This window comes from Nissabacter sp. SGAir0207, from assembly GCF_005491205.1.
Taxonomy (GTDB): Bacteria; Pseudomonadota; Gammaproteobacteria; order Enterobacterales; family Enterobacteriaceae; genus Chimaeribacter.
In genome coordinates this window covers 1,259,126-1,284,628 of the sequence record NZ_CP028035.1, presented here as the reverse complement: position 1 = coordinate 1,284,628, position 25,503 = coordinate 1,259,126, and the positions used below count along the sequence as shown (strand labels likewise).

Here is a 25,503-nt window from a genome sequence, read left to right as displayed (position 1 = left end):
AGCAATCCTCACCACGATGGTGCATCTGCCCATTTACTTGCCGCGCGACCGCCTGTACTATTGCGCTAGTACAAAGATTCAATCACGGAGTTGCCATGTCGTCTGACCTTACCCTGCCCCTCTCCCGCCCCTCCGCCTTCGGTGGCGCGATGATTATCGCCGGCACTGCCGTCGGCGCTGGCATGTTCTCCATCCCGGTCGTGACTTCGGGCGTCTGGTTCAGCGGCTCGGTCATGCTGCTGGCCTACACCTGGCTCTGTATGCTGCTCTCTGGCCTGTTTATCCTGGAAGTGGCGCTGCGCTACCCGGCCGGGGCCAGCTTCCACACGCTGGTGCGCGACCTGCTGGGGCGGCGCTGGAGCGTGGTGAATGGCCTCTCCATCGCCTTCGTGCTCTATATCCTGAACTACGCCTACATCTCCGCTGGCGGCTCGATCATCGCCCACACCTTTGGCGACGGCATCAGCCAGAAGGCCGCCGGGCTGGCGTTCGCGCTGGTGGTGGCGCTGATTGTCTGGCACTCGACCAAGGCGGTCGATCGCCTCAGCACCGTGCTGATTGGCGGCATGGTGATCAGCTTTGCGCTCTCCATCGGCAACCTGTTTACCCAAGCGCAACCGGCGCTGCTGTTCAACACTGCCCAGCCAGACAGCCACTACGCGCCCTATGCGCTGGCGGCGCTGCCCTATCTGCTGACCTCCTTCGGCTACCACGGCAACGTGCCGGGGCTGGTGACCTACTACCGCCACCAGCCGAAGCCGGTGGTGCGCAGTCTGGTGGGTGGCACGCTGATTGCGCTGACCATCTATCTGGTGTGGCAATATGTGGTGCAGGGAAATATCAGCCGCGAGGCGTTCCGGGTGGTGATTGCCGAGGGCGGCAACATCGGCAGCCTGCTGAAGCAGATGGGCGACGCCAGCCACAGCGGCATGATTGTCACCCTGCTGAACGCCTTCTCCTATATGGCGCTGGCCAGCTCCTTCCTGGGGGTAGCGCTGGGGCTGTTTGACTACCTGGCGGACGTCTGCCGCATTCCGGGCAACCGCGGTGGCCGGGCGCTGGCGGCGCTGCTGACCTTCGCACCGCCAGCATTGGGCGCGCTGCTGTTCCCGAATGGCTTCCTCTACGCCATCGGCTTTGCCGGGCTGGCCGCCACGGTCTGGGCGGTGATTGTGCCCGCGTTGCTGGTGCGCGCCAGCCGCCGCCGTGAGCCTGCCGCCACCTACCGGGTGCCGGGCGGCAAGGCGGTGATTGTCTTCGTGCTGGCGTTCGGCGTGATCAATGCCGTCGCGCACCTGCTGTCACTGGCCGATCTGCTGCCGGTCTACCACTGATCTTCTGGCGGCGCGCAAAGGCCGCGCCGCCCCACTCTTTTTGCGTTGCCCGCTTGCCTGAAAGACGCGGCGCGAGTACCTTGTCGCCACTTCTTATCATCTCCCAAACAGGTCACTTCTTATGGCAAGAGCGAACGAAATCAAGCGCGGCTTCGTGGTTAACTACAATGGCAAGCTGCTGCTGGTTAAAGACATTGATATCCAAAGCCCGAGCGCCCGTGGCGCCAGCACCCTGTACAAAATGCGCTTCGCTGACGTGCGTACCGGCCTGAAGGTGGAGGAGCGTTTCAAGGGTGATGACATCCTGGACACCGTGACCCTGACCCGCCGCAGCGTCAACTTCTCCTACATCGATGGCGACGAGTATGTGTTCATGGATGATGAGGACTACACTCCTTACATCTTCAAAAAAGAGCAGATTGAAGAGGAGCTGCTGTTCATCCCTGAGGGCGGGATGCCGGGGATGCAGGTGCTGACGCTGGATGGCCAGATTCTGGCACTGGAGCTGCCGCAGACGGTGGATCTGGAAATTGTCGAGACTGCGCCGGGCATCAAGGGGGCGTCCGCCAGTGCGCGCAACAAGCCCGCCACCCTGAGCACCGGGCTGGTGATTGGCGTGCCGGAGTACCTGAGCGCCGGTGAGAAGATCACCATCCACATCGCCGAGCGCCGCTACATGGGGCGCGCGGACAAGTAAGGATGAAGTAAAAAAGGCGGGGATCTTCCCCGCCTTTTTTTATGCCTGCCGTTCGGGCAGGTCGGTGAACTGGGTGCGCTTAAGCGCCAGTTCCACGCCGCGCAGCTCCGCCAGCCCCTTCAGCCGGCCAATCGCCGAGTAGCCGGGGTTGGTGCGCTTGTGCAGGTCATCCAGCATCTGGTGGCCGTGGTCCGGGCGCATCGGGATGGCGGAGGGCTGGCCCGCGCGGTGGCGACGCTGCTCCTCGCGCAGCAGGGCCTGGATCACCGCCACCATGTCCACGTCGCCGTAGAGGTGCTCCCCTTCGTGGAAGGTGTTGGGGTTCTCCTCGCGGCAGGTGGCGCGCAGGTGGATGAAGTGGATGCGGTCGCCAAAGGCGTCAATCATGCCCACCAGATCGTTGTCGGCGCGCACACCGTAGGAGCCGGTGCAGAAGGTAAAGCCATTGTGCGGGCTGTCCACCGCCTCTTTCAGCCACTGCATATCCTCCTGGGTGGAGACAATGCGCGGCAGGCCAAGGATCGGCCGCGGCGGATCGTCCGGGTGCACCGCCAGATTGATCCCCACCTCTTCCGCTACCGGCACGATGGCGCGCAGGAAGGCCGCCATGTTCTCGCGCAGCGCCGCCTTGTCGATGCCCTGATAGGTGGCGAGGCGGGCGCGGAACTGCTCCAGCGTATAGCCCTCCTCCGCACCCGGCAGGCCAGCGATGATGTTGGCCGTCAGTTGCGCGCGCGCTGCCTCGTCCATCTGCTCGAAATAGCGCGCCGCCTGCACGCGCTCCGCCTCGCTGTACTCCTGCTCCGCCCCCGGCCGCTCCAGCAGGTGCAGGTCAAAGGCCGCAAAGGCGATGTGGTCGAAACGCAGTGCCTTCGCGCCGTTTGGCAGCGTGTAGGCCAGATCGGTGCGCGTCCAGTCAAGCACCGGCATGAAGTTATAGCAGACAGTGCGGATGCCGCAGGCCGCCAGGTTACGCAGCGACTGCTGGTAGTGGGCGATATGGCGCTCATAGTTGCCGCTGCGGGTTTTGATCTCCTCATGCACCGGGATGCTCTCCACCACCGACCACACCAGCCCCTTGGCCGCAATCTCCGCCTGCCGCGCGCGGATCTCCTCCACCGGCCACACTTCGCCATTGGCGATGTGGTGCAGCGCGGTCACCACCCCGGTCGCGCCCGCCTGACGCACATCATCCAGTGAGACCGGATCGGCCGGCCCGTACCAACGCCATGTCTGTTCCATGCTCTGTCCTTTTTGGCTGGGTGGCAGCGGCCAGCGCGAAAGCTGTCATACCACCTGATTTAAGCTATCATTCATCTTACTACCATACATGGACGCCCTGCCTTGTCAAAAGCCAGTAAGCAATGGCTTGATGCACCTCACGAATCTCAATGAATCTCGCTGTCGCTGATTTGCATTTGTGCCCGCCGGCAGTACACTGCCTCGGACAGCGTCACAGCGCGCCAGCCTTGCGCCGTCACCCAAAACAGGCAGATGCGAAAATTGGTCTGACCGCTTTTGCCGCCGCGTCGCGGCCCTCACCGTTTTTCCCGGCTGAGCCGGGATTTGTCAGGAGCACTCATGAAGACGATCGCCAACACCTCCCTCCCCGCCGCCGTGCAGCAACCGGGCTACGACCGCCAGAACTTACAGAGCCGCATCGTGCATATCGGCTTCGGTGCCTTCCATCGCGCGCATCAGGCGCTGGTCACTGACCGCGTGCTGAACGCCGAGGGCGGCGACTGGGGGCTGTGTGAGATCAGCCTGTTCGGCGGCGCAGAAATGATGCGCCAGCTGCGCGAGCAGGATCACCTCTACAGCGTGCTGGAGAAGGGCGCGGAGGGGAACCGGGCGATTGTCATCGGCGCGGTGCATGAGTCGGTGCATGGCAAGATTGAGGGGGTGCCAGCGGTACTGGAGAAGCTGGCCGAGCCGCAGGTGGCGATCGTGACGCTGACCATCACCGAGAAGGGCTACTGCATCGAGCCGGGCAGCGGCAAACTCGACCTGAACAATGAGATGATCGTCAACGACCTCGCCCACCCCAGCCAACCCACCTCGGTACCGGCGATTCTGGTGGAGGCGCTGCGCCTGCGCCGCGAGCGCCACCTGCCAGCCTTCACCGTGCTCTCCTGTGACAACATCCCCAATAATGGCCACGTGGTGAAGAACTCGCTGATTGGGCTGGCGCAGGCGCGCGACGCGGCGCTGGCCACTTGGATCGCTGACCACGTCACCTTCCCGAGCAGCATGGTCGATCGCATCGTGCCAGCCGCCACCCCGGAGACGCTGGCAGAGATCGCCGACGCGCTGGGCGGCGTGGAGGATGCGTGCGCCATCGCCTGCGAACCGTTCCTGCAATGGGTGGTGGAGGATGAGTTTGTCGCGGGCCGCCCGGCGTGGGAGGTGGGCGGCGCGCAACTGGTCGCCGACGTTTTGCCGTTTGAGCAGATGAAGCTGCGGATGCTGAACGGCAGCCACTCCTTCCTCGCCTACCTCGGCTATCTGGCGGGCTACCAGCACATCAACGACTGCATGGACGATCCGGCCTACCGGCAGGCGGCGCACCGCCTGATGCTGGATGAGCAGGCCCCGACCCTGACGGTGAAGGAGACTGACCTGCCGGGCTACGCCGACCAGCTGATTGCCCGCTACGCCAACCCGGCGCTCAAACACCGCACCTGGCAAATTGCGATGGACGGCACCCAGAAGCTGCCGCAGCGGATGCTGGAGTCGGTGCGCTGGCACCTGGAGCATGGCGGCTCCTACCGCCTGCTGGCGCTCGGGGTGGCGGGCTGGATGCGCTACGTCAGCGGCGTTGATGATGCTGGCCAGCCGATCGAGGTGAAAGACCCGATGGCGGCGCAACTGCGCGAGGTGGTGGCGGCGTCGGCGGACGACGCCCGCCGGGTGGAGGCGCTGCTGGGGCTGACCGCGGTCTTCGGCGAAGACCTGCCGCAGCAGCGCGCCTTTGTTGAGGAGGTGACGCGCGCCTGGCTGAGCCTGCGTGACCACGGCGCGCGCCACACCGTGCAGCAGTGGGTGGCGGGCTAAGCGCCCTCTGCCAGCAGGGCCAGCATCCGTACCCTGACCGCCTCATCATCACTGTGGGCAATATTGAAACGCATAAAGCGCCGGCTGCCGCCAAACAGCGTGCCCGGCGCGAGCGCGATGCCCTCCCGCAATGCCCGCTCCGCCAACGCCTCGCCGTCGATGTGCGCGGGCAGCTCCGCCCACAAAAACAGCCCGTGCGCCTGCCGGGTCGGGAAGCGGCAGCCCGCCGCCCCCAGCCAGCCCCTCACCCGCGATGACGCCTCATTGAGCCGGCTGATCAGCCGCCGCTGGTGGCGGTAGTAACTGCCGTCGCGGAAAAATTGGTAGAGCGCCTGCTCGGTGAACTCACAGGTCACGCCGCCGGTCAGTGACTTCAGGCTGACAATCGCCTGCGTCAGCGCCGGGTTGGCGGCGATATACCCCACGCGCATATTGGCGCTGAGCAGCTTGGAGAAGCCGGAGATATAGCTGGCGTTCGCCAGCCCGGCCAGCGCCGCCATCGGTTTCGGCGTTCCTTCCATCAGGTCGTGGTAGAGATCATCCTCAATCAAGTGGCAACCATAGCGGTTCAGCAGGGTCATGATGGCGAACATCTCCTCCAGCGAGTAGCTGTGCCCGGTAGGGTTGTGCATCAGCCCGGAGGTGATAAACACCTTGGGCCGGTGCGCCGCCAGCAGGCTCTCCAGCGCCACCGGATCGACCCCGTGGTGCCCGCGCGGCGCATGGATCACCCGCGCATGGTGCTGGCGCAGGTTGGCGCTGAAGTTGAAGTAGCAGATGTCATCCAGCAACACGGTGTCGCCGGGCGTCAGCAGCACGCGCAGCAGGGTATCGATGGCGTTCATGGTGCTGCTGGTCAGCACGATGTTCTCCACCGGCACCCGCAGCCCCGCCCCCGCCAGCTTCATCTGGAGGGTGTTGCGCAGCGGCAGATAGCCGAGTGGGTGGCCATACTCCATAAAGCGCAGGCGCGGCGTGCGGATGGTCTGGCGCAGCGCCTTGCGGAACAGCTCGGTATCCAACCACTCCTCCGGGAAGAAGCCACAACCGGGCCGCCAGCCGGCATGGGTGGCAAAGGCGCGCTTCAGGCGTGCGTGCAGATCGGGTTCCGGCGCGACCGGGCTAAGGGGCGCGCTGCTGGCTGGCGGGGCGATCCCACGGTTGATAAAGTAACCGCGCCCCTGGATGGAGGTGACGGTGCCGCTGGCGCGCAGGCGATCGAGCGCATCGACCACCGTGTATTTGCTGATGGACAGCTGCTCACAAAACTCCCGCAGTGACGGCAAGCGGCTGCCCGGCGGCAGGCTGCCATCCGCCACCGCCCCGCTGATCAGGTCTACCAGCTGGTTGACCTTGGATACCCCGTCAACCAACTGCGTGCGGGTTAGACTTAACATAGCGCTCCTTTCTGTTCTCTACTGTACCGGCGATTTCACCAGCCAGGCCGGGCGGGAATTCGTGGTGCTTTCCCTGCCCTGCCCGGCCATCCTGCCCTATGGTTACGGCCATCCGCTCCGTACAGGCTGTCATCCATGCGTTCATTGTGTAAAACATCTTCCACAGGCTTAAATAACAACACGTTGAATGGAAAGGGCGCCGCCCTGCTGTGGGTGCGCCTGCTGTCGGCGGTGGCGCTGTTCGCCCTGCTCGGGCAGGCCAACCTCTGGCTGGATGCCACCAGCAACATCCTGCTGGCGACCGGCTACCGCCTGCTGCTGATCCTCACGCCGCTGACGCTACTGCTGTTTGGCGCACGGGCCTTGCGCGTCACGCTGCTGTGCGCGCTGGCTGGCCTGCTGCTGCTGGCACTGCCCGCCGCCCACGGCGTGGCGGCCGTGGCGGTGCTGCTGTTCAGCTATGGCATCGCGGTAGTGGGCTACATCGCCAAGCGGGATGCCGCCGCCACCCCGGCCGGGGCGGCCAACAACAAAATCATGCTGAACCTTGGCAGCCTGCTGGCGGGCCTGCTGCTGCTCTACCCGCACTGGCAGCCCACCTTCTTCTATCTGGCGCTGGCGCTGCTGCTGTTGCCCTGCCTGCCCGCGGTGTGGCACCACAGGCCGCTGGCGGAAGCCAGCCCGGCCCCGGCCGTGGCGCGCCGGGGCCAGCTCAAGTGGGCGCTGGCGGGGCTGATGGCTGGCATCAAGCTGTTTGCGGTGTTCTCCATCCTGCCGCAGGCCATTCTGGCGCATCAGGCCACCCTGCCGGGCTGGTATGGCGCGATGATCATCCTCAACAGTGCGGTGGTGACGCTGCTGCAACGGCCCATCATGGCGCTGATCCAGCGCTGCGGCCGACGGGCGCTCTGGGCGGTGCTCGCCCTGATCCTTGCCGGGCTGGTGGTGCTGGCGCTGCCGGGGGCGTTCCGGGTGCACACCCTGCCCGGCGCGCTGCTGTGGCTGGGCCTGCTCTCGCTGGCCGAGTGCGGCCTGAGCTACCTCGACTACTGCGCTGCCCAGGAGGGCGCGCTGCTGGTGAAGGAGCTTTCCGTCAGCGCCGGTGCCGGGTTTACGGTCTTTGCCATGCGTACCCTGCCCACGGCCGCCAGCGCGGGGGTGCTCGCCGCCACGGCAATTATCGCCCTGCTTATTTGGCTATGGCTTTATCAACGCCAGCACAAGGAAAAGTACCATGCCCTCAATAATCTTTATGAAAAGTAAAACGGAATACCTGTTCCGTGACGTGATTACCTTAACGGATTGTCGTGAAAATATGAAGTTCGGATGCAGGACCGGCAACTGCGGTATTTGCAGAATAAGAATTATCTCTGGCAAGGAGAATATTACCCGCCCTACCTCTAAAGAAAAGAGACTGTTTAAAGCCCTGAATATTGTTGACCCCGACATTCGCCTGGCCTGCCAGTGCCAAATTACCGGCGATGTTACCCTGATTGAAAACTATCTGGAGTGAATAATGATCAACCGAATTAAAGACACCGCCATCATTCGCCAGCCGCTGTTTTTAGGCCCGGAGCGCAGCCAAGACGTAAAACGCGAAATTGATGATTTCCTCGACACCAAAATTATTGAATGGAACAACACGGTGCCCTCCGCAAAACATCTGGAGGGCAAGCAGGTCAATCAGGCCTATTATCGCCAGACCCTGATTGAGCACTGCTGGCGCATCCGCCTGATGCGCAGCGCCCAGTGCCACGCGCTGCATAAGATTACCCGCGTCAATGCCGAGGCGGCGCAGCTCTACGCCGCCTATCAGGATGAGGAGATGCTGCACGACACGCTGTTTATGCAGGACGCCGAAAGCCTTGGCATCAGCAAAGAGACCATCTACCAGACCGAACCGAGTTTTTATACCCGCCTGCTGGCCGGTTTCCTCTATTTTGTCGCGGAGCATGAAAAACCGCTCGGCGTGGTCTGTTACAGCTACCTGGTGGAATATACCACTCAGAAAATTACCCCCAAACAAATTACGGCGCTGGCCGACAGCGTCGGCAGTGACAAAATCACCGGCCAGGCCGCCCACCTCAATACCGATCTGGTGGAAGACCATACCCAGGAGATGTGGGATATTTTAAGCCTGCTGATTGAGAGCGATGAGGATATTACCGATGTGAAGCGCTATTTCGCCGAGATTCAGGAACTGCTGAAAATGTTCTTCGTGGAACTGCACGAAAAAACCATTCAGGCATAAGCCCTCAGGGAGGAGAGGCAATAAATGAAAAAATCCGTGCTTATTCTTTCCCACCAGACGCTCTCAATGGTTGATCCCATTAAACAGATCGTTGAGAGCTGGGGATATGGTTATTTTATTCTCTCCTCCGCCCCCACCCGGCAGGCGCCCCCGGCGTGGTCAGCCGCCCCCGGCGACCACCGGATGACCGCGGGGCTGCACCTGACCCACACGGACATTGATCAGGTGGTGCGCGACACCGAACAGACGCACCAGTTCATGGGCTGCATCAGCGTCTGGGACGGCTACCGCCACCTGATGGCCTACGCCAACCAGATGTTCAACGCCACTGATATCACCGAGGAGACCGTCGCGCTGCTGCGCGACAAGTGGCGGATGCGCAACCGTCTGGCGGCCACCGGGCTGTCGCGCGTCTCCTGCCACCTGCTGGATGAGGCGCGGTTCCAGAGCATCACCGACCGGGAAAAGTACTTCATCAAGCCGCGTACCGGGCTGGCGTCGATGGGCACCTTCCCGGCCGCCTCCCTCACCGCCTATGGCCAGCTGGCGCAACTGCGGGCGCAGGCGGTGGCGGATCGCTCCTACGCGGGCGTCTTCTCAGACGAGGCGAACTTTATCATTGAGGGCCTGATTGACGGGGTGGAGTGCAGTTTTGAGATCAGCCTGGATCAGGGGGCGCTGGCGGTGCTGGCGGTGCATGAGAAGCTGGAGGTTGCCCAGTCTGGTTTCGCCATGCTGGAGGGGGCGAGCCTCTGCCCGCCGCGTTCACTCTCCACGGCGCAGATTGAGGCTGGCGTGGCGCTGCTGCGCTGCGTGATGGCGACGCTGGGTGCCGACACCGGCGTCTATCACGTTGAGATGAAGTGTGACGCCAGCGGCCATTGGGAAATTATCGAGATCAACCCGCGCATCGGCGGTGCCTATATCGTCGAGAGCACCCGCCTGCACAGCGGCGTCTGCCTGCTGCGGCAGTGGCTGGCGCTGATCATTGACGGCCCGCGGCAGGCGCGGCAGGCCGGTGCACGCCACCTCTTTTTCCGCGTCTTTTTCGGTGTTCCGGGGCGCACGCTGGCGCGGATTGGCCGCCATGCTGGCCTGCCGCAGGCGCTGAAGGAGAGCCTGCTCTACCAGCCCGGTGACACCCTGCCCCAGGTGGAGCGAGAGATTTTCCTTGGCATGGCGCTGTGGAATGTCACGGAGCTGACCACCGGGGAGCGGGCGGTACTGATTGCCGCCTCACAACGCTATATCGATACGGAGTATCTGGCATGAAAATTATTGTGTTCCACCGTATTCCCTTCGAGAAGATCCGCTATGAACAGGTCATCGATCACCGGGCGCATCAGGTTTACTACTTCTGCCTGACCCCTCCCGGCCCGCGCCTGCCGGCGGGCAGCGTGGCGGTGGTGCTCGCCCAGCCCCACTTTGACGCCCCCACGCTGATTGCGCACTACGCCCAGATTTTCGCGGGCGCTGACCGGCTGATTGCCCGCTCGGAGCATGACCTGATCGCCGCCGCACAGGTGCGCGAGCACTTCGCCATTCCCGGCGATCGCCCCCCGCAGATCCTGCCGCTGCGCAATAAGTGGGTGATGCGCTACCGCTGCAAACAGCAACAGATCCGCCAGCCCGCCTTCTGGCACCCGCTGGAGTTTTTGCAGTTGCCGCCGCAGCCGGGCCGCTTCCTGCTCAAGCCGCGTGAGGAGGCCTCCAGCCTCGGCATCCTGACCGGGGATGACGCCGCCATCCGCGCCGCCATTTTCCAGCTCGACAACGCGGAGAGCATGATGGTGGAGACCTTTATTGAGGGCGCGGTGCTCCACTTCGACGGCTGGCTGTCGAACGGCAAGCCGCGGGCGTTTGTCAGCAGCCGCTACCTGCGCACCTGCCTCAGCTTCTCCAGCGGCTCGCCGCTGGGGTCGGTGCAGATCCGCACCACGCCAGCGCACCGGGCGCTGGTGACGGAGGTGCTGGCGGCGCTGGGCTACCGCGATGGCAGCTTCCATTTTGAGGCCATTGAGGATGCCGACGGCCACCTCTGGTTTCTGGAGACCGCCGCGCGGGTCGGCGGGGCGGGCGTTGCCGAGACCTTCCACCTGCGCACCGGCGTCAACCTTTACCACGCCGACCTGCGCTACCAGATCGATGGCATGACGCCCGCGGCGGTGGGCAGCATCAACCCACTGTTCTACGGCTGGTTTGTCTACCCGTCCCATCATCTGGCGGCGGCGTGGCAGTTGCCGTTTGATGCCGATAAGTGGGCGGCCTGCCTGCTGCACTACCAACACAACACCGCCGCGCCAGCCGGTGGGACGATCTCCTACTCCCCAGAGGCCTCACCGCTCAGCGGCGTGGTGGCCGGTGCCGAGCAGGAGATTGCCGAGGTGATCGATGCGATTTTCCATGAATGCAACCTGGTGGAGCTACGATGAGCACGCACTGTTTTATTGTCACCGGCTACAACAATGTCCGAATTTATGATGTCGAGAAGATGCGCCGGGCGGCGGCGAAGCACTTTGATGCCCGGCTGGTGCTGGTGACGGAGCGGGCCAATGAGCTGGATGCGCTGTTTGCCGACTGGGTGATTGAGGCCCCGTTCGACATACAACAGGGTGAGGCCAGCCTCGCCCACGTGCTGGCAAGCCTGCAACGCCAGCAGTTGCAGCCGATCGGCATCCTGCCCTTCTCGGATCGCGGCGTGCCGCTGGGCGCGCGCCTTGCTGGTCACTTCGGCCTGCCGGGTGCGACGCCCGAGGAGGCGCTGGCCGGGCTGGACAAACGCCTGTTCCGCCAGCTCGACAGCCAGGCGCTCAGCCATCCGGCGGGCTACCGCCCACTCTCCAGCCAGCAGGTGGCGAGCCTGCCCGCGCTGCAACAGGAGGTGGCGCGGCTGGGCGGCAAAGCCTTCCTCAAGCCAGCGCAGGAGGGCAACAGCCGTGGCTGCCAGGTGATCGGCCAGCAGGGGGAGTGCGCCCGCGCCTGGGCCGCCGTCGCGCCCTACCACGGCGGTGGCATCATTGTTGAGTCGCTGGTGGAGGGTGCGCGCGAGTACAGTTGGGACTGCGTCGCCGGGCAGCAATGGATCACCGAGAAGCACACCACCGAGGGGCTGTACCGGGCGGAGTACCAGCAGATCGTGCCCGCGCCGCTGCCGCCGGAGGAGGCGCGGCGGCTCTCGGCCGCCGGGGCGCATATGCAGTCGCTGGTCTCTGCCCGCCACGGCGCGTGGCACAATGAGATCTTCCTGCTGCCCGATGCCACGGCGGCGGTGGAGACCAACATGCGCCCGGCCGGAATGCACATCTGGGATCTGGCCCACCTGAGCTTTGAGGGGTTCGACCCCTGGCTGACGTGGTTGCGCTGGGCCACCGACGGCCAGCCAGTCGCCCAGCCGCTGCGCCCGCGCGGCTATGCCGGTATCCGCATGTTGCGCGCGCCGCGCGCTGGCCGCCTGCTGGCGCTGCCGGAGATGGCGGCACTGGCGTGCGAGGCGGGCATTGCGCTGCATCAGGGCCACTTCTCCGCCCGGCCGGGCGACAGGGTTGGCGCGGAGGTGCAGAGCAACGCCGATTTTGTCGGCCACATCATTCTCACCCATCCCGACTATCCGCAGCTGCTGGCGTCACTGGCGCAACTGGCCACCCGCATTGAGCAGGCACTGACCATCGCCTGACTACCCCTCCCCACGGGGCGCACCTGCCGCCCCTTTTATTTGCCCCCGCCATTTTTTGCGCCTATAAAATTTATCTTGTAAATCAGTCGCCACACAGGCCACTATTTTTAGGCGCTGGCTGCGGCCAATTTGCGCTGAACAAGGGAGTCGGCCTGCGCCACTCCCGGCACCGCCATGAATAAAGGACAGACAGATGACCTACGTGAACCTGATTACCGGCTTTTTGGGCAGCGGTAAAACCACCACCCTGCGCCACTTGCTGAGCCAGAAACCCAGCCATGAGAATTGGGCTATTCTGGTTAATGAGTTTGGCGAAGTGGGCATTGACGGCGCGCTGCTGGCCGGACAGGGAGCGGTGCTTAAGGAGATCCCCGGTGGCTGCATGTGCTGCGTGAACGGCCTGCCGATGCAGATTGGCCTGAATATGCTGCTCAAGCAGAAGCCTGACCGGCTGCTGATTGAGCCGACCGGCCTCGGTCACCCCAAGCAGATCCTCTCGCTGCTCACTGCGGAGACCTACCAGCCCTGGCTGACGCTACAGGCGACCCTCTGCCTGCTGGACGCGCGCCAGCTCGGCGAGGAACGTTACCGCGATAACGAGAATTTCCGCGACCAGCTGGCCGCCGCCGATCTGATCATCGCCAATAAGCAGGACACCTGGCAGGAGGCGGATCGCCAACGGCTGGCGGCGTGGGTAGCCAATGAGGCGGGTGGCCGCCCGGTGATTGAGGTGCAACAGGGCGAGGTGGATGCCGCGCTGCTTGCGCTGCCGCGCCAAAACCTGCGCACGCTGCCGGATGGCGCGCACCACCACGGCACCCCAGCGGCGCGTGGGCTGGCGGCACTCAGCCTGCCGGGCAACCAGCGCTGGCGGCGCGCCCTCAGCCACGGCCAGGGGCACAGTAGCTGCGGTTGGATTTTCGATGAGGAGACGGTGTTTGACACCATCCCGCTGATGGAGTGGGCGCGGCTGGCCCCGGTGGAGCGCGTCAAAGGGGTGCTACGGATTGCCGAGGGCACCCTGCTGCTGAACCGGCAGGGGCAGGATTTCAAGATTGAGACCCGGCCGGGCGCGCCGTTGGACAGCCGGATCGAGGTGATTACCCAGGGTGAAGCGGACTGGAATGCGCTTCAATCGGCTTTGTTGAAGCTACGTTTAGCCGGTGACGCTTAATTTATCCGCCAATTTTATGGATTTGATTTCATCAAATAACAAAATAGGTCATCACCGCTATGTGGCGCAAAAATCTTCCTGCAATCCTGTTGCTGAACCTGCTGGGCGTGGCACTGTTCCTCTCCTACTACCTGCCCGCCAACCACGGCTTCTGGTTCCCGATTGATGCTTCCATCTTTTTCTATTTCAACCAGCATCTGGCCACCAGCCCCGGCTTCCTGAAGCTGGTTGCCGTGACCAATAACCGGCTGTTTGATGGCTGCTCGCTGCTGGCGATGGGCCTACTCTACCTCTCCTTCTACCTGCGACAGGGGCCGGAGGGGCGTCGCCGCCTGCTGGTGACCGGCGTGGTGATGCTGCTGACCGCCGTGGTGCTCAACCAGCTTGGCCACCTGCTGCCGGTGCAGCACCGCAGCCCGTCGCTCTACTTCCCGCACGTCAACCGCGTCAGCGAGCTGACCGGCATCCCGACCAAGGACGCCTCCAGCAACAGCTTCCCCGGCGACCACGGCATGATGCTGATCATCTTCGCCTGCTTTATGGGGCGCTACTTCACCCGCGGCGCCTTCGCGCTGGCGCTGGCGATTGTGGTGATCTTCTCGCTGCCGCGCCTGATGATTGGCGCGCACTGGTTCACTGACATCGCCGTCGGCTCCCTGTCGGTGGTGCTGGTGGGCATGAGCTGGTGGTTGCTCACCCCGGCATGCGACCGGGTGATTGAATGGCTCAATAACCGGTTGCCGGGAAAAACGCGCCGCGCATAATTAAATAAAATAGACAGCCACACTGATATAAAAAAAGTATGCCCACGGGAGCCAATGGCTCCCGTTTTTTACATTTATATTCGGCAATTCTCACCGAGAATTGACAATAAATTGACATTTCTCCCGCTTGTGGCGTTGATTTCAGCGAAATGCGGCTAAAAAGAGCACAGCGGATTCTGCTCCTGTGCTTACATCGACTTACATCATAAATTCTTATAAGAAATGCTTTAAAAGCACTCGCAATCCTTAGGGGGTTAAGGTAATCTCGGATTCGCTTTTGGAGTTATTGATTTTTTTCGCCTGAAATTTCATGAAATTTGTGCGTAAAGCCACAATTTTCAAGCAGGTGAATTGCTCGATACTCAGACGATAAGTAGGCTCTTTTCGTTTGGCATTTTCTGATAGCGACATTCGTCGTTAAGGACAGCAAGGGAAAACACTCATAATGGTCAAGTCTCAACCGTTTCTGAGATATATGTGGCGGGCAGTCCCCGCAATGGCGATGGCAGTCATGCTCTCCGCCTGTAGTTCGATGAATTCACAACACGCGCAGACTGAGACGCATGCAGTTAATGACCGGAACGGTTTTTTACTGCAAGCCTCTCAGGATGAGTTTGAAGAGATGGTGCGTAATGTTGACGTGAAGTCAAAAATTATGGACCAGTACGCGGATTGGAAAGGCGTGCGTTACCGCCTGGGCGGCACCAGCAAGCGCGGCATTGATTGCTCCGCCTTCGTCCAGACCACCTTCCGCGAGCAGTTTGGCCTGGATCTCCCGCGCTCTACCTATGAGCAAAAGGACATCGGCCGTGGCATCCAGAAGAATAAGTTACGCCCTGGCGATTTGGTGCTGTTCCGCGCCGGCTCGACGGGTCGCCATGTCGGGATCTATCTCGGCAACGATGAGTTTGTCCACGCCTCCACCAGTAGCGGCGTAATGATTTCCAGCCTGAGTGATGCCTACTGGAAAAAGCGCTACCGCGAAGCGCGACGGATATTGAACGACCGGACACATAGCTGAGCCTTTTTCCCTTGCTGCTCATGCCAAAGAAATAAAAGAGCGCCTTCCCCGGAAGGCGCTCTTTTATTTGCTGGCAATCACAGCCCATCGCCAATTGGTTAAAATTGGCGTCGTGCGCTGCCCGCGGTCAGTTATACTGGAACCATTCAGGCATGCCGTAAAGGAATGAACATTATGCGGTTAAAAACGGCATTAACGCATACCGTTTTGCCCAAGCGACGTTATTTACGACGCAGCCTCCTTCTCGCCTCCCTCTTTTTTCTTTTATTTAATGGCATCACCCTGTGGGTGGTTTACCAAGCCAACGAACGCCAGCAGCAGCGCCTGACGCAAGACGTGCTGAACTTTACCGTCGAGTACCTGGCTGCGCTGCGGGAGAATATGGCGCAGATGGGCGACATGACCCGCCTGCCCTGCGACATGACGCAAGCCTCCCTCACCCAGCGCGCCGCCTTTACCCGTGGCGTGCGCACCTTCCTGTTGGTACGCGAGGGTGAGGCCTACTGCTCCTCGGCGATGGGCGCCATCTCCCGGCAGGTGGCGGAGATCTACCCGGCGCTGCGCCTCCAGTTGCCGCAGGACATGGCGCTGCAACCGGGCACCGTGATGGTGCCGGAGAAGCCCGCCATCGGCGTCTGGCTGGCCACCCCCGGCGAGACGCAGAGTGGCGTGCTGGCGACGCTGGATATCACCGTCAGCCCCTATTTGCTGTTTAGCCGCCGCTACGGCGGCCAAGGCCGCGATGGCATGGCCATCATGATTGGCGATTACGCGCTCACCAACTTCAGCGCCAGCCTGCTCAAGCGCGCGGCACTGACGGACAAAAATGCCCATGACCTGCCGGTGCCCGGCACGCCCGCGGTGCTGCGCTTCTACAGCCAGAGCCTGACGGCTGGCGACATACAGGTCACGCTGCTGGCAGGGCTGCTGCTGGCCTCGCTACTCGGTGCGCTCAGCTACTATCTGCAACGGGCGCGCCACAGCGCAGGTCATGAGATGGTGGGGGCGATGCGCCAGCGCCAATTCCACATGGTCTACCAGCCGGTGATCGAGACCCGCTCACAGCAGGTGGCCGGTGTTGAGGCGCTGATGCGCTGGCACCACCCCACCGAGGGTGCCATCCCGCCGGATGTCTTCATTACCTATGCCGAGAACCAAGGGCTGATCGTGCCGCTGACCCGCCATCTGTTCCGGCTGATTGCGCAGGATGCCATCCAGTTGCAGACCATCCTGCCCGTCGGGGCCAAGCTGGCGGTCAACCTGTCGCCCGCCCATCTCAGCGATCCGCACTTTGAGCGTGACGTGCTGCACTTCCTCAACCGCCTGCCCACCCACCACTTCAACGTGGTGTTTGAGATCACCGAGCGTGGCATGGTGGCCGCCCGTGACGCGCAGCATAAATTTGACTGGCTGCGCGCCCAGCAGATTGAGATTGCCATTGATGATTTCGGCACCGGCCACAGCGCCCTGATCTACCTGGAGCAGTTCAATCTCGACTATTTGAAGATTGACCGTGGTTTTATCACCGCCATTGGCCGGCAGACGGTGACCGCGCCGGTACTGGACACGGTGCTCAACCTGACGCAGGAGCTGGGACTCAAAACGGTGGCCGAGGGGGTGGAGACGCCCCAGCAGGCGCACTACCTGCGCGAGCGCGGCGTGACCTATTTGCAGGGCTACCTCTATAGCCGGCCGCTGGCGCTTGATGCGCTGCGGACGTTTGTGGCGGGCTACCGCCCCTAGCGACGTTTATCAGATTGGCTGGCGGCCGGGGGTGTGTTACAACGGCGCGTCGCATGATGTCAGGCGCGCCGCGCCGGCCACCTTCAGGAGCTGTTCATGGTGCCACGATTACTGCTTGCCCTGCTGTTGCTCGTCAGCCTGCCAGCGGCCAGGGCCGATATCATCAATGAGAGCTACGCCTTCGCCATCCTTGGCACACCGAAATATGGGGCTGGCTTCAGCCACTTCGACTACGTCAACCCGGCCGCGCCCAAAGGCGGCACACTGCGTCAGGCGGCGCTCGGCACTTATGACAACTTCAACCGCTTCGCCATGCGCGGCAACCCGGCCGCCCGCAGCGGCCAGCTCTATGACACCCTGTTTGTCGCCTCCAGCGATGAGATTGGCAGCTACTACCCGCTGGTGGCCGAGTCCGCCCGCTACCCCGACAGCCTGAAGTGGGTAGAGGTGGCGATCAACCCACGCGCCCGCTTCCAGGATGGCACACCGGTCACCGCGCGCGACCTCTCCTTCACCTTCCAGAAGTTCATGACCGAGGGGGTGCCGCAGTTCCGGCTGTTCTACAAGGGGGTGAAGGTGGCCGCCATCAGCCGACTGACGGTGCGCTTTGAGTTCCCGACGCCAGACCGCGATCAGGTGCTGGGGCTGCTGGGCGGCCTGCCCGTATTGCCAGCGCACTATTGGCAACAGCACAAACTGAGCGACCCGCTGCCCGCCCCGCCGCTGGGCGGTGGCCCCTACCAGATCACTGACTACCGCCTCGGGCAGTATGTGGTTTACAGCCGCGTGCGCGACTACTGGGCGGCCGACCTGCCGGTCAACCGCGGCCGCTTCAACCTGGACACGCTGCGCTACGACTACTTCCTGGATGACAAGGTGGCGCTTCAGGCGTTCAAGGCTGGCAGTTATGACTTTCGCAGCGAAGGCTCGCCCAAGAGCTGGGCGACCCAGTACACCGGGCCAAACTTCAGCAAAAACTATATCGCCAAGCGCGATGAAGAGAGTGAGGCGGCGCAGGACACCCGCTGGCTGGCCTTCAATACCCAGCGGCCGCTATTCCGTGACCGCCGGGTGCGGGAGGCCATTGGGCTGGCGTTTGATTTTGAGTGGATGAACCGGGCGCTGTTCTACGGTGCCTACCAGCGCGCCGACAGCTACTTCCAGAACACCGAGTACGCCGCCCGCAGCTACCCGGACGCGGCGGAGCTGGCGTGGCTCGGCCCGCTGAAGGGCAAGGTGCCGCCGGAGGTGTTCACCACCCTCTACCAGCCGCCGCGCAGCGACGGCAGTGGCAATGACCGCGCCAACCTGCTGAAGGCGACGGCGTTGCTGCGCGAGGCTGGCTATGAGGTGCGCGACCAGCAGCTGGTGGACGCGCGCAGCGGCGCGCCGTTCCAGTTTGAGCTGCTGCTGCCCGCTGGCGGCAATAACCAGTTCGTGCTGCCGTTCCAGCACAACTTGCAGCGGCTGGGCATCACCCTCACCCTGCGCGAGGTGGACAACTCACAGTTCCTCAGCCGCCTGCGCAGCCGGGACTATGACATGCTGCCGACGCTCTACCGCGCGATGCAGTACCCGAACGGTGACCTGATGGTGCGCTGGGCGTCGGGCTACCTCGACTCCAGCTACAACGCCCCCGGCGTGCAGGATCCGGCGATTGACCAGCTGGTGGAGGCGATCGTCCGGCACCAAGGCCAGCCTGCGCCACTGCGCGCGCTCGGGCGGGCGCTGGATCGGGTGCTGACCTGGCAACAACTGATGATCCCGATGTGGTACTCCAAGCGCGAGCGCTACGCCTACTGGGACAAATTCTCGCAACCGGCCATCCGCCCGCTGTATGGCATGGATCTCGATTGCTGGTGGTACGATGTCAATAAAGCGGCCCGCCTGCCGGCCGAACGGCGCTAAGGAGCAACAATCAAGATGGGAGAGACACGGTGACCCGCTATGTGCTGCGCCGCCTGCTGCTGATCATCCCCACGCTGTGGGCGATCATCACGCTGAACTTTTTGATCGTGCAGATTGCCCCCGGCGGCCCGGTGGATCAGGCGATCGCCAATATCCAGTTTGGTCAGGGCAGCGGGCTGGCGGTCAATACCGCCGGCAGTGAGTCGCTCGGTAGCGCGCGCCCGGCGGCGGGCGACGGTGCCTACCGGGGCGCGCGCGGGCTGGACCCGGAGGTGGTGGCGGAGATCACGGCGCGCTTTGGCTTCGACAAGCCGCTGCATGAGCGCTACCTGGAGATGCTGTGGCGCTACGCCCGGCTCGATTTCGGCGACAGCCTGTTCCGTGGCGCGTCGGTGATGGATCTGGTGGTGCAGAGCCTGCCGGTCTCCGCCAGCCTCGGCGTCTGGAGCACGCTGATCATCTATCTGGTCTCCATCCCGCTCGGCATCCGCAAGGCGGTGCACAATGGCAGCGCCTTCGACACCTGGAGCAGCAGCCTGATTATCTTTGGCTACGCCATCCCGGCCTTCCTGTTTGCCATCCTGCTGATAGTGCTGTTCGCTGGCGGCAGTTACCTCGACTGGTTCCCGCTGCGCGGGCTGGTCTCCGGCAACTTTGACACCCTGCCCTGGTATGGCAAGGTGGCGGACTACTTCTGGCACCTTACCCTGCCGGTGCTGGCGACGGTGATTGGCGGCTTCGCCACCCTGACCATGCTGACCAAAAATGCCTTTCTGGATGAGGTGCGCAAGCAGTATGTGGTGACGGCGCGCGCCAAGGGGCTGGGCGAAAAGCAGATCCTCTACCGCCACGTGTTCCGTAACGCCATGCTGCTGGTGATCGCGGGCTTCCCGGCCACCTTTATCAGCATGTTCTTTACCGGTTCGCTGCTGATCGAGGTGATGTTCTCCCTGAACGGCCTTGGCTTGCTGGGCTATGACGCCACCCTGCAACGCGACTACCCGGTGATGTTCGGCACCCTTTACATCTTCACGCTGATTGGCCTGCTGCTGAATATCCTCAGCGATATCACCTACACGCTGGTCGATCCGCGCATCGACTTTGAGGGGCGCGGATGAGCCTCTCTCCCCTGAACCGCGCGCGCTGGGCGCGCTTCTGTCACAACCGGCGCGGCTACTGGTCGCTGTGGATCTTCCTGCTGCTGTTTGCGCTGGCGCTGTTGGCGAACGTGCTGGCGAATGAGCGGCCGCTGCTGGTGCGTTATCAGGGCGAGTTCTACCTGCCGCTGGTGGTGGACTACCCGGAGAGCACCTTCGGCAGCCCGCTGGAGACGGCAGCGGACTACCAGGACCCGGCGGTGCAGGCGCAGATCGCGCAGCATGGCTGGGCCATCTGGGCGCCGGTGCGCTACAGCTACCGCACCATCAACTTTGCTGGCGGCCCCTTCCCCTCGCCGCCGGATCGCCACAACTGGCTCGGCACCGACAGCAAGGGCGGCGACGTGCTGGCGCAGGTGCTGTATGGCTTCCGTATCTCGATGCTGTTTGGCCTGCTGCTGACCCTCTGCACCAGCGCGCTCGGCATTCTGGCTGGCGCGGTGCAGGGCTACTATGGCGGGCGCATCGACCTGCTCGGCCAGCGCTTTATTGAAGTGTGGTCAGGGATGCCGACGCTGTTCCTGCTGATCCTGCTCTCGAGCGTGGTGCAGCCCAGCTTCTGGTGGCTGCTGCTGATCACCGTGCTGTTTGGCTGGATGACGCTGGTGGGCGTGGTGCGCGCCGAGTTCCTGCGCGCGCGCAACTTTGACTATATCCGCGCGGCGCAGGCGATGGGGGTGCCCGACCGGCAGATTATCCTGCGGCACATGCTGCCGAATGCGATGGTCGCCACCCTCACCTACCTGCCGTTTATCCTGTGCGGCGCGATCACCACCCTCACCTCGCTGGATTTCCTCGGTTTTGGCCTGCCGATTGGCTCCCCCTCCCTCGGCGCGCTGCTGCTGGAGGGCAAAAATAACCTGCAGGCACCCTGGCTGGGGCTGGTGGCCTTTGCCGTGCTGGCCCTCCTGCTCTCCCTGTTGATCTTTATTGGTGACGCGGTGCGCGACGCCTTTGACCCGAACAAGGCCTACTGATATGCCCACTTCCCCGCTGCTCGAGATCCGCCAGCTCAGCATTGCCTTCCATCAGGGCGGGCAGGCGCGCCAGGTGGTCACCGATCTCAGCCTGTCGCTGGCGGCTGGCGAAACGCTGGCGTTGGTGGGCGAATCCGGCTCTGGCAAGAGCGTCACCGCGCTGTCGGTGCTGCGGCTACTGCCCGCGCCGCCGGTCGCCTACCCACAGGGCGACATCCTGTTTGAGGGCGAGACGCTGCTGCACGCCAGCGAGGCGCGGCTGCGGCAAGTGCGCGGCAACCGCATCGCGATGATTTTCCAGGAGCCGATGGTGTCGCTCAATCCGCTGCACACGCTGGAGAAGCAGTTGATGGAGGTGCTGAGCCTGCACCGCGGGATGCGGCGCGAGGCGGCGCGCGGTGAGGTTCTGGCCTGCCTCGATCGCGTCGGCATCCGCAACCCGCTGCGTCGGCTGGCCGACTACCCGCACCAGCTCTCCGGCGGCGAGCGCCAGCGGGTGATGATTGCGATGGCGATATTGACCCAGCCGGCGCTGCTGATTGCCGATGAGCCAACCACCGCGCTGGATGTGACGGTGCAGGCGCAGATCTTGCAGCTGCTGGCCTCGCTGAAGCGTGAGCTGAACATGGCACTGCTGTTCATCACCCATGACCTGAACATCGTGCGGCAACTGGCGGATAACGTCGCGGTGATGCGTCAGGGGCGCTGCGTGGAGCAGGCACCGAGGGCGCAGCTATTTGGCGCGCCGCAACACTCCTACACCCGCGCCCTGCTGGCGGCCGAGCCACAGGGGCAGCCGCAGCCATTGGCCGCCGACGCGCCGCCGCTGCTGGGGGTGGAGAACCTGCGCGTCACCTTCCCGCGCCGCCGTCGGCTGTTCCGCCGTGACCCGCCGCCCCCGCCGGCGCTGGCCGGGCTGAGCTTTACCCTACGGCGCGGCGAGGCGCTCGGGCTGGTGGGCGAATCCGGCTCCGGTAAGAGCACCACCGGGCTGGCACTGCTGCGGCTGCTGGCGTCAGAGGGGAACATCCGCTTCGACGGCCAGCCGTTGCAGGGGTTAAGCCGCCGCCAGCTGCTGCCGTTCCGCCGCCGTATTCAGGTGGTATTCCAGGATCCGCACTCCGCCCTCAGCCCGCGCATGACGGTGGCGCAGATTGTCGCCGAGGGGCTGGCGGTGCACCAGTCGCTGTCGCCCGTTGAACGGGAGGCGCGGGTGGTGCAGGCGCTGGAGGAGGTGGGGCTGGACCCGGAGAGCCGCCACCGCTACCCCGGTGAGTTCTCCGGCGGCCAGCGCCAGCGCATCGCCATTGCCCGCGCACTGATTCTGCAACCGGAACTGCTGATTTTGGATGAGCCGACCTCCTCCCTTGACCGCTCGGTGCAGGCGCAAATTCTGGCGCTGCTGACGGCACTGCAACAGCGCCACGGGCTGGCCTACCTGTTTATCAGCCACGATTTGCAGGTGGTGCGTATGCTGTGCCACCAAGTGGTGGTCTTGCGGCAGGGGGAGGTGGTGGAACAGGGCGAGTGCGAGCAGATTTTCCGTGCGCCAGCGAGCGACTATACGCGCCAGCTGGTGCGGCAGGCCGCCGTCGGCGGCCCCGGCTGGGATCAGAAGGGATAGAGCGCCTTAAGCGAATCGGCAATCGCCGCGCCAACGTTTTTCAGGCGGCAGAGGGTAGCGTCTTCGTCATTGCCGCCGACAAACAGGCACGGCTCCCCTTCCCACTCCACCACCGAGGAGTCCACCTGGATCTCCGCCAGCGTCAGGCGCAGCTTCTCCAGCACCTGCCAGGCAGAGTCGCCATCGTGGCTCAGCAGTTTCAGGCCGATCAGGTTATCGCCATCGCTGGCAGGGGGAACCGGCTCCACCTTGACGCCAGTGAAGCCAGCCAGCCAGCGGTAGTGGTGCGGCAAGCGGTGTACCACAGAGAGCGGCATCGTGTTCACGTTCAATCCCCAGAAGATCAGGTTATCACCGCGCGTTGCCCAACTTGGTGCGGCCAGCACTTGCCGCCCTGCCTTGGGTGAAAAACGCGTTATGACGGATGGCCGGGTTCACCCGCCGAGGCCCTGTCGCGCCCGGAAACGGTGAGAGCCAGGTCTCATTTTTTGTTAGTTGTAACCCTTTACTCGCTGTATCTCAACCATTTTTGTGCAATCTGATTACTTTTTATACCTTATTATTTTACAAAAAAGAAACAATTGGCGGCAGAAAAGACAATTTCATTGCGTAACTAATTGATTTGCATGTAAACAAATTGACTTTGAGGGAAACCCCTCAACGGGCAAAAAAAGGCAGGAAAAAGAGGCAGATCGCGGCCCTGTGCGGGCCGCGATAGGAGGTTAGCTGGCCGTGGCGGCCGCTGCCTTGCCGGGACGGCTGGCGTAGAGGTAGAGCAGGCCCGCGGCGGTGATGCAGAAGGCCATGGAGCCGACCATCGGCCAGGCGCTGTGCGCGGGCAGCATCGAGAGCAGGGAGCCAATCAGCGCCCCGCTGCCAAAGCGCAGGGTGCCAGCCAGCGAGGCGGCGGTGCCCGCCATGTGCGGGAAGTCATCCATGATCACTGCCATCGCATTGGAGGTGACCATCGCGATGCAGCCCACATAACCGGCCACACCCAGCACCAGCGCCCAGAAGCCGAGGCCGGAGGCGGTCGCCACCAGCAGCCAGATGCCCATCACGAACTGCACCAGCAAACCGATGCGGAACATGCCGCTGGCCCCGACGCGGCGCACGTTGCGGCTGTTGAACAGCGTCATCACCACCATAAACACCACGTTCAGCGCAAAGTAGAAGCCGAAGTGCTGCGGCGACACACCGTTCAGCTCAATGTAGACAAACGGCCCGCAGCTCAGGAAGGAGAACATGCCCGCGAAAGAGAAGCCGCTCGCCAGCATGTAGCTGAACACCCGCTTGTGGCGGAACAGGCTGGCGAAGTTGCCGGCGGTGGTGCGCAGGTTAAACTTCTGCCGCCGCTCTTTGGGCAGCGTCTCACGGATGAACAGCAGCACCAGCAGCGAGGCCACCAGCGCCGCACCGGCCATGCTCCAGAAGATGGCGTGCCAGGTGAACAGCACCATCAGCGCGCCGCCCAGCATTGGGGCCAGCAGCGGGGCCACCGTCATCACCAGCATCACGAACGACATCATGCGGGAGAACTCCTCCTTGGTGAACATGTCCCGCATCAGGGCATTGATCACCACGCTGGCCGCCGCCGCCGAGAGGCCATGCAGGAAGCGCATGTGCACTAGCTGGTCAACCGATTGCGCCATCGCGCAGGCCGCGCCCGCCAGGGCAAACACCAGCGTGCCGCCGAGGATCACCGGCTTGCGCCCCAGGCTGTCGGCCATCGGGCCGTAGAAGAGCTGGCCGATGGCAAAGCCCAATACATAGGCGCTCAGCGTCATCTGCACGCTGCCGCCGGAAACGCCGAACTCCTTGGCGATCACTGGCATACTGGGCAGATACATATCTATCGCCAGCGGCATCAGCATCGACAACAGTCCCAAAATCAACACCAATCCCGTCTGGGACGCGCGCTTTTCTTGCACCTTTACTGCTCCTGTCTCTAAAAAAACGCCTGCGGGGCCGCAGGCGTCAATGTCATCAGCGCGGCACGCCGACGCTGGCAATCTCATCGTCGGTCAGGGGGCGATACTCGCCCGGTGCCAGATCCTCATCCAGCGCAATCGCGCCGATACGTTCGCGGTGCAGCTCCAGCACGCGGTTGCCGACGGCGGCGAACATACGCTTCACCTGATGGTAGCGCCCCTCGCGGATGGTCAGGCGCACCAACGTCGGCTCCAGCTGCTCCAGCTGTGCCGGCAGGGTCAGGTTCTTCTCGCCGTGCAGCTGCACGCCGTCGAGGAACTGCTGCGGCGTCTCCGGCGACAGCGGCTGCTCCAGCGTCACCAAATAGGTCTTCTCGCAGTGGTGCTTTGGCGCGGTGATGCGGTGCGACCACTGGCCGTCGTCGGTCATCAGCACCAGCCCGGTGGTATCGATATCCAGTCGGCCCGCGGCGTGCAGCTTGTACGCCACCGGCTCATCCAGGAAGTAGAGCACTGTCGGGTGATCGGGGTCATCCGTGGAGCAGACATAGCCCTGCGGCTTGTTCAGCATGAAGTAGCGCGGCCCGTTCTGCTGTTCGAGCGGGTTGCCATCAAATTCCACCACGTTCTCCGGCGTGAGCTTCAGCGCCCCGCTTTTGACGATCTCGCCGTCTACCGTTACGCGTTTGGCGCGCAGCTCACGCGCCACCAGCGCCCGGCTGATGCCCAGTTGCTGAGATAAAAACTTGTCCAGTCGCATTAAATCTTTTACGCCCTTTGAGGAGCGGCCACGCTGCC

22 protein-coding genes are annotated in these 25,503 nt (G+C 63.3%); 17 read left to right on the top strand and 5 right to left on the bottom strand.

From position 1 onward, the window contains the following. Nucleotides 1-95: 95 nt before the first annotated feature. Together mtr and yeiP are read left to right on the top strand one after the other, a co-directional pair. Nucleotides 96-1,334, top strand: coding sequence for a tryptophan permease (gene mtr / locus C1N62_RS05445; RefSeq protein ID WP_137762670.1), 1,239 nt, complete (start codon nt 96-98; stop codon nt 1,332-1,334). A gap of 121 nt (nt 1,335-1,455) precedes the next feature. Next, nucleotides 1,456-2,031 carry an elongation factor P-like protein YeiP gene (gene yeiP / locus C1N62_RS05440; RefSeq protein WP_137762669.1) on the top strand — a complete coding sequence of 192 codons (576 nt, stop codon included), beginning with the start codon at nt 1,456-1,458 and terminating at the stop codon, nt 2,029-2,031. Nucleotides 2,032-2,070: 39 nt separating this feature from the next. Here yeiP and uxuA read toward each other — a convergent pair whose 3' ends face one another. Next, on the bottom strand, nt 2,071-3,273 hold the full coding sequence (uxuA, locus tag C1N62_RS05435) for a mannonate dehydratase (protein WP_137762668.1): 1,203 nt from the start codon (nt 3,271-3,273) through the stop codon (nt 2,071-2,073). A gap of 339 nt (nt 3,274-3,612) precedes the next feature. On the opposite strand from uxuA, the gene C1N62_RS05430 reads away from it, so the two are divergent. Further along, a complete protein-coding gene (locus C1N62_RS05430) occupies nt 3,613-5,085 on the top strand; it encodes a mannitol dehydrogenase family protein (RefSeq protein ID WP_137762667.1) in 1,473 nt (490 codons plus the stop codon). Here C1N62_RS05430 and C1N62_RS05425 read toward each other — a convergent pair. Further along, on the bottom strand, nt 5,082-6,482 hold the full coding sequence (locus tag C1N62_RS05425; protein WP_137762666.1) for a PLP-dependent aminotransferase family protein: 1,401 nt from the start codon (nt 6,480-6,482) through the stop codon (nt 5,082-5,084). The two genes, C1N62_RS05430 and C1N62_RS05425, sit on opposite strands and share 4 nt — an antisense overlap. 183 nt (nt 6,483-6,665) lie before the next feature. Between C1N62_RS05425 and C1N62_RS05420 the strand changes: the two genes are divergently transcribed. The 14 genes from C1N62_RS05420 to yejF all read left to right on the top strand — a co-directional run bounded on the left by C1N62_RS05420 (nt 6,666) and on the right by yejF (nt 22,774). Beyond that, nucleotides 6,666-7,745 (top strand): hypothetical protein, encoded by a 1,080-nt coding sequence (locus C1N62_RS05420; protein WP_240775730.1) that lies wholly within the window; start codon nt 6,666-6,668, stop codon nt 7,743-7,745. Next, the gene (locus C1N62_RS05415; RefSeq protein WP_240775729.1) at nt 7,735-7,995 is read left to right on the top strand and encodes a 2Fe-2S iron-sulfur cluster-binding protein; all 261 of its coding nucleotides are present in this window, start codon (nt 7,735-7,737) and stop codon (nt 7,993-7,995) included. Before C1N62_RS05420 ends, C1N62_RS05415 begins: the two co-directional genes overlap by 11 nt. A 3-nt stretch (nt 7,996-7,998) precedes the next feature. Further along, nucleotides 7,999-8,733 carry an iron-containing redox enzyme family protein gene (locus C1N62_RS05410; protein WP_137762664.1) on the top strand — a complete coding sequence of 245 codons (735 nt, stop codon included), beginning with the start codon at nt 7,999-8,001 and terminating at the stop codon, nt 8,731-8,733. Between the two features lie 24 nt (nt 8,734-8,757). Beyond that, nucleotides 8,758-10,005 carry an acetyl-CoA carboxylase biotin carboxylase subunit family protein gene (locus tag C1N62_RS05405; protein ID WP_137762663.1) on the top strand — a complete coding sequence of 416 codons (1,248 nt, stop codon included), beginning with the start codon at nt 8,758-8,760 and terminating at the stop codon, nt 10,003-10,005. Then, nucleotides 10,002-11,165 (top strand): acetyl-CoA carboxylase biotin carboxylase subunit family protein, encoded by a 1,164-nt coding sequence (locus C1N62_RS05400; protein ID WP_137762662.1) that lies wholly within the window; start codon nt 10,002-10,004, stop codon nt 11,163-11,165. Before C1N62_RS05405 ends, C1N62_RS05400 begins: the two co-directional genes overlap by 4 nt. Beyond that, entirely contained in the window at nt 11,162-12,406 is a 1,245-nt protein-coding gene (locus C1N62_RS05395) for a biotin carboxylase (RefSeq protein ID WP_137762661.1), read from the top strand. The genes C1N62_RS05400 and C1N62_RS05395 overlap by 4 nt, the downstream gene beginning before the upstream one ends. A gap of 193 nt (nt 12,407-12,599) precedes the next feature. Further along, on the top strand, nt 12,600-13,580 hold the full coding sequence (locus tag C1N62_RS05390) for a GTP-binding protein (protein ID WP_137762660.1): 981 nt from the start codon (nt 12,600-12,602) through the stop codon (nt 13,578-13,580). 59 nt (nt 13,581-13,639) lie between these two features. After that, complete coding sequence (locus C1N62_RS05385; protein WP_137762659.1) at nt 13,640-14,344, top strand: phosphatase PAP2 family protein; 705 nt, start codon at nt 13,640-13,642, stop codon at nt 14,342-14,344. Nucleotides 14,345-14,789: 445 nt separating this feature from the next. Beyond that, complete coding sequence (gene mepS, locus C1N62_RS05380) at nt 14,790-15,365, top strand: bifunctional murein DD-endopeptidase/murein LD-carboxypeptidase (protein ID WP_137762658.1); 576 nt, start codon at nt 14,790-14,792, stop codon at nt 15,363-15,365. Nucleotides 15,366-15,530: 165 nt separating this feature from the next. Next, a complete protein-coding gene (locus tag C1N62_RS05375) occupies nt 15,531-17,108 on the top strand; it encodes a cyclic di-GMP phosphodiesterase (RefSeq protein ID WP_370465585.1) in 1,578 nt (525 codons plus the stop codon). 96 nt (nt 17,109-17,204) lie between these two features. After that, nucleotides 17,205-19,016, top strand: coding sequence for an extracellular solute-binding protein (locus tag C1N62_RS05370; RefSeq protein WP_137762656.1), 1,812 nt, complete (start codon nt 17,205-17,207; stop codon nt 19,014-19,016). A 29-nt stretch (nt 19,017-19,045) separates the two neighbouring features. After that, entirely contained in the window at nt 19,046-20,134 is a 1,089-nt protein-coding gene (locus tag C1N62_RS05365; protein WP_137762655.1) for a microcin C ABC transporter permease YejB, read from the top strand. After that, nucleotides 20,131-21,150, top strand: a complete 1,020-nt coding sequence (locus C1N62_RS05360) for an ABC transporter permease (RefSeq protein WP_137762654.1) — start codon at nt 20,131-20,133, stop codon at nt 21,148-21,150. The genes C1N62_RS05365 and C1N62_RS05360 overlap by 4 nt, the downstream gene beginning before the upstream one ends. A gap of 1 nt (nt 21,151) precedes the next feature. Continuing rightward, nucleotides 21,152-22,774: a microcin C ABC transporter ATP-binding protein YejF gene (gene yejF / locus C1N62_RS05355; protein WP_137762653.1), complete on the top strand. Its 1,623-nt coding sequence runs from the start codon at nt 21,152-21,154 to the stop codon at nt 22,772-22,774. On the opposite strand, the gene C1N62_RS05350 is transcribed toward yejF, so the two are convergent. The 3 genes from C1N62_RS05350 to rsuA form a co-directional block, all read right to left on the bottom strand. Further along, nucleotides 22,762-23,100 carry a YejG family protein gene (locus C1N62_RS05350; protein ID WP_137764912.1) on the bottom strand — a complete coding sequence of 113 codons (339 nt, stop codon included), beginning with the start codon at nt 23,098-23,100 and terminating at the stop codon, nt 22,762-22,764. The two genes, yejF and C1N62_RS05350, sit on opposite strands and share 13 nt — an antisense overlap. A gap of 396 nt (nt 23,101-23,496) precedes the next feature. Beyond that, a complete protein-coding gene (locus tag C1N62_RS05345; RefSeq protein ID WP_370465593.1) occupies nt 23,497-24,648 on the bottom strand; it encodes a Bcr/CflA family multidrug efflux MFS transporter in 1,152 nt (383 codons plus the stop codon). A gap of 112 nt (nt 24,649-24,760) precedes the next feature. After that, nucleotides 24,761-25,465: a 16S rRNA pseudouridine(516) synthase RsuA gene (gene rsuA, locus C1N62_RS05340; RefSeq protein ID WP_137762651.1), complete on the bottom strand. Its 705-nt coding sequence runs from the start codon at nt 25,463-25,465 to the stop codon at nt 24,761-24,763. Between the last annotated feature and the right edge of the window lie 38 nt (nt 25,466-25,503).

What these genes read in the sequence shown, in the direction of transcription:
- mtr (WP_137762670.1), top strand. Translation starts at nt 96, where the DNA reads ATGTCGTCTGACCTTACCCTGCCCCTCTCCCGCCCCTCCGCCTTCGGT.
- yeiP (WP_137762669.1), top strand. Translation starts at nt 1,456, where the DNA reads ATGGCAAGAGCGAACGAAATCAAGCGCGGCTTCGTGGTTAACTACAAT.
- uxuA (WP_137762668.1), bottom strand. Translation starts at nt 3,273, where the DNA reads ATGGAACAGACATGGCGTTGGTACGGGCCGGCCGATCCGGTCTCACTG.
- C1N62_RS05430 (WP_137762667.1), top strand. Translation starts at nt 3,613, where the DNA reads ATGAAGACGATCGCCAACACCTCCCTCCCCGCCGCCGTGCAGCAACCG.
- C1N62_RS05425 (WP_137762666.1), bottom strand. Translation starts at nt 6,482, where the DNA reads ATGTTAAGTCTAACCCGCACGCAGTTGGTTGACGGGGTATCCAAGGTC.
- C1N62_RS05415 (WP_240775729.1), top strand. Translation starts at nt 7,735, where the DNA reads ATGAAAAGTAAAACGGAATACCTGTTCCGTGACGTGATTACCTTAACG.
- C1N62_RS05410 (WP_137762664.1), top strand. Translation starts at nt 7,999, where the DNA reads ATGATCAACCGAATTAAAGACACCGCCATCATTCGCCAGCCGCTGTTT.
- C1N62_RS05405 (WP_137762663.1), top strand. Translation starts at nt 8,758, where the DNA reads ATGAAAAAATCCGTGCTTATTCTTTCCCACCAGACGCTCTCAATGGTT.
- C1N62_RS05400 (WP_137762662.1), top strand. Translation starts at nt 10,002, where the DNA reads ATGAAAATTATTGTGTTCCACCGTATTCCCTTCGAGAAGATCCGCTAT.
- C1N62_RS05395 (WP_137762661.1), top strand. Translation starts at nt 11,162, where the DNA reads ATGAGCACGCACTGTTTTATTGTCACCGGCTACAACAATGTCCGAATT.
- C1N62_RS05390 (WP_137762660.1), top strand. Translation starts at nt 12,600, where the DNA reads ATGACCTACGTGAACCTGATTACCGGCTTTTTGGGCAGCGGTAAAACC.
- C1N62_RS05385 (WP_137762659.1), top strand. Translation starts at nt 13,640, where the DNA reads ATGTGGCGCAAAAATCTTCCTGCAATCCTGTTGCTGAACCTGCTGGGC.
- mepS (WP_137762658.1), top strand. Translation starts at nt 14,790, where the DNA reads ATGGTCAAGTCTCAACCGTTTCTGAGATATATGTGGCGGGCAGTCCCC.
- C1N62_RS05375 (WP_370465585.1), top strand. Translation starts at nt 15,531, where the DNA reads ATGAACATTATGCGGTTAAAAACGGCATTAACGCATACCGTTTTGCCC.
- C1N62_RS05370 (WP_137762656.1), top strand. Translation starts at nt 17,205, where the DNA reads ATGGTGCCACGATTACTGCTTGCCCTGCTGTTGCTCGTCAGCCTGCCA.
- C1N62_RS05360 (WP_137762654.1), top strand. Translation starts at nt 20,131, where the DNA reads ATGAGCCTCTCTCCCCTGAACCGCGCGCGCTGGGCGCGCTTCTGTCAC.
- yejF (WP_137762653.1), top strand. Translation starts at nt 21,152, where the DNA reads ATGCCCACTTCCCCGCTGCTCGAGATCCGCCAGCTCAGCATTGCCTTC.
- C1N62_RS05345 (WP_370465593.1), bottom strand. Translation starts at nt 24,648, where the DNA reads ATGCTGATGCCGCTGGCGATAGATATGTATCTGCCCAGTATGCCAGTG.
- rsuA (WP_137762651.1), bottom strand. Translation starts at nt 25,465, where the DNA reads ATGCGACTGGACAAGTTTTTATCTCAGCAACTGGGCATCAGCCGGGCG.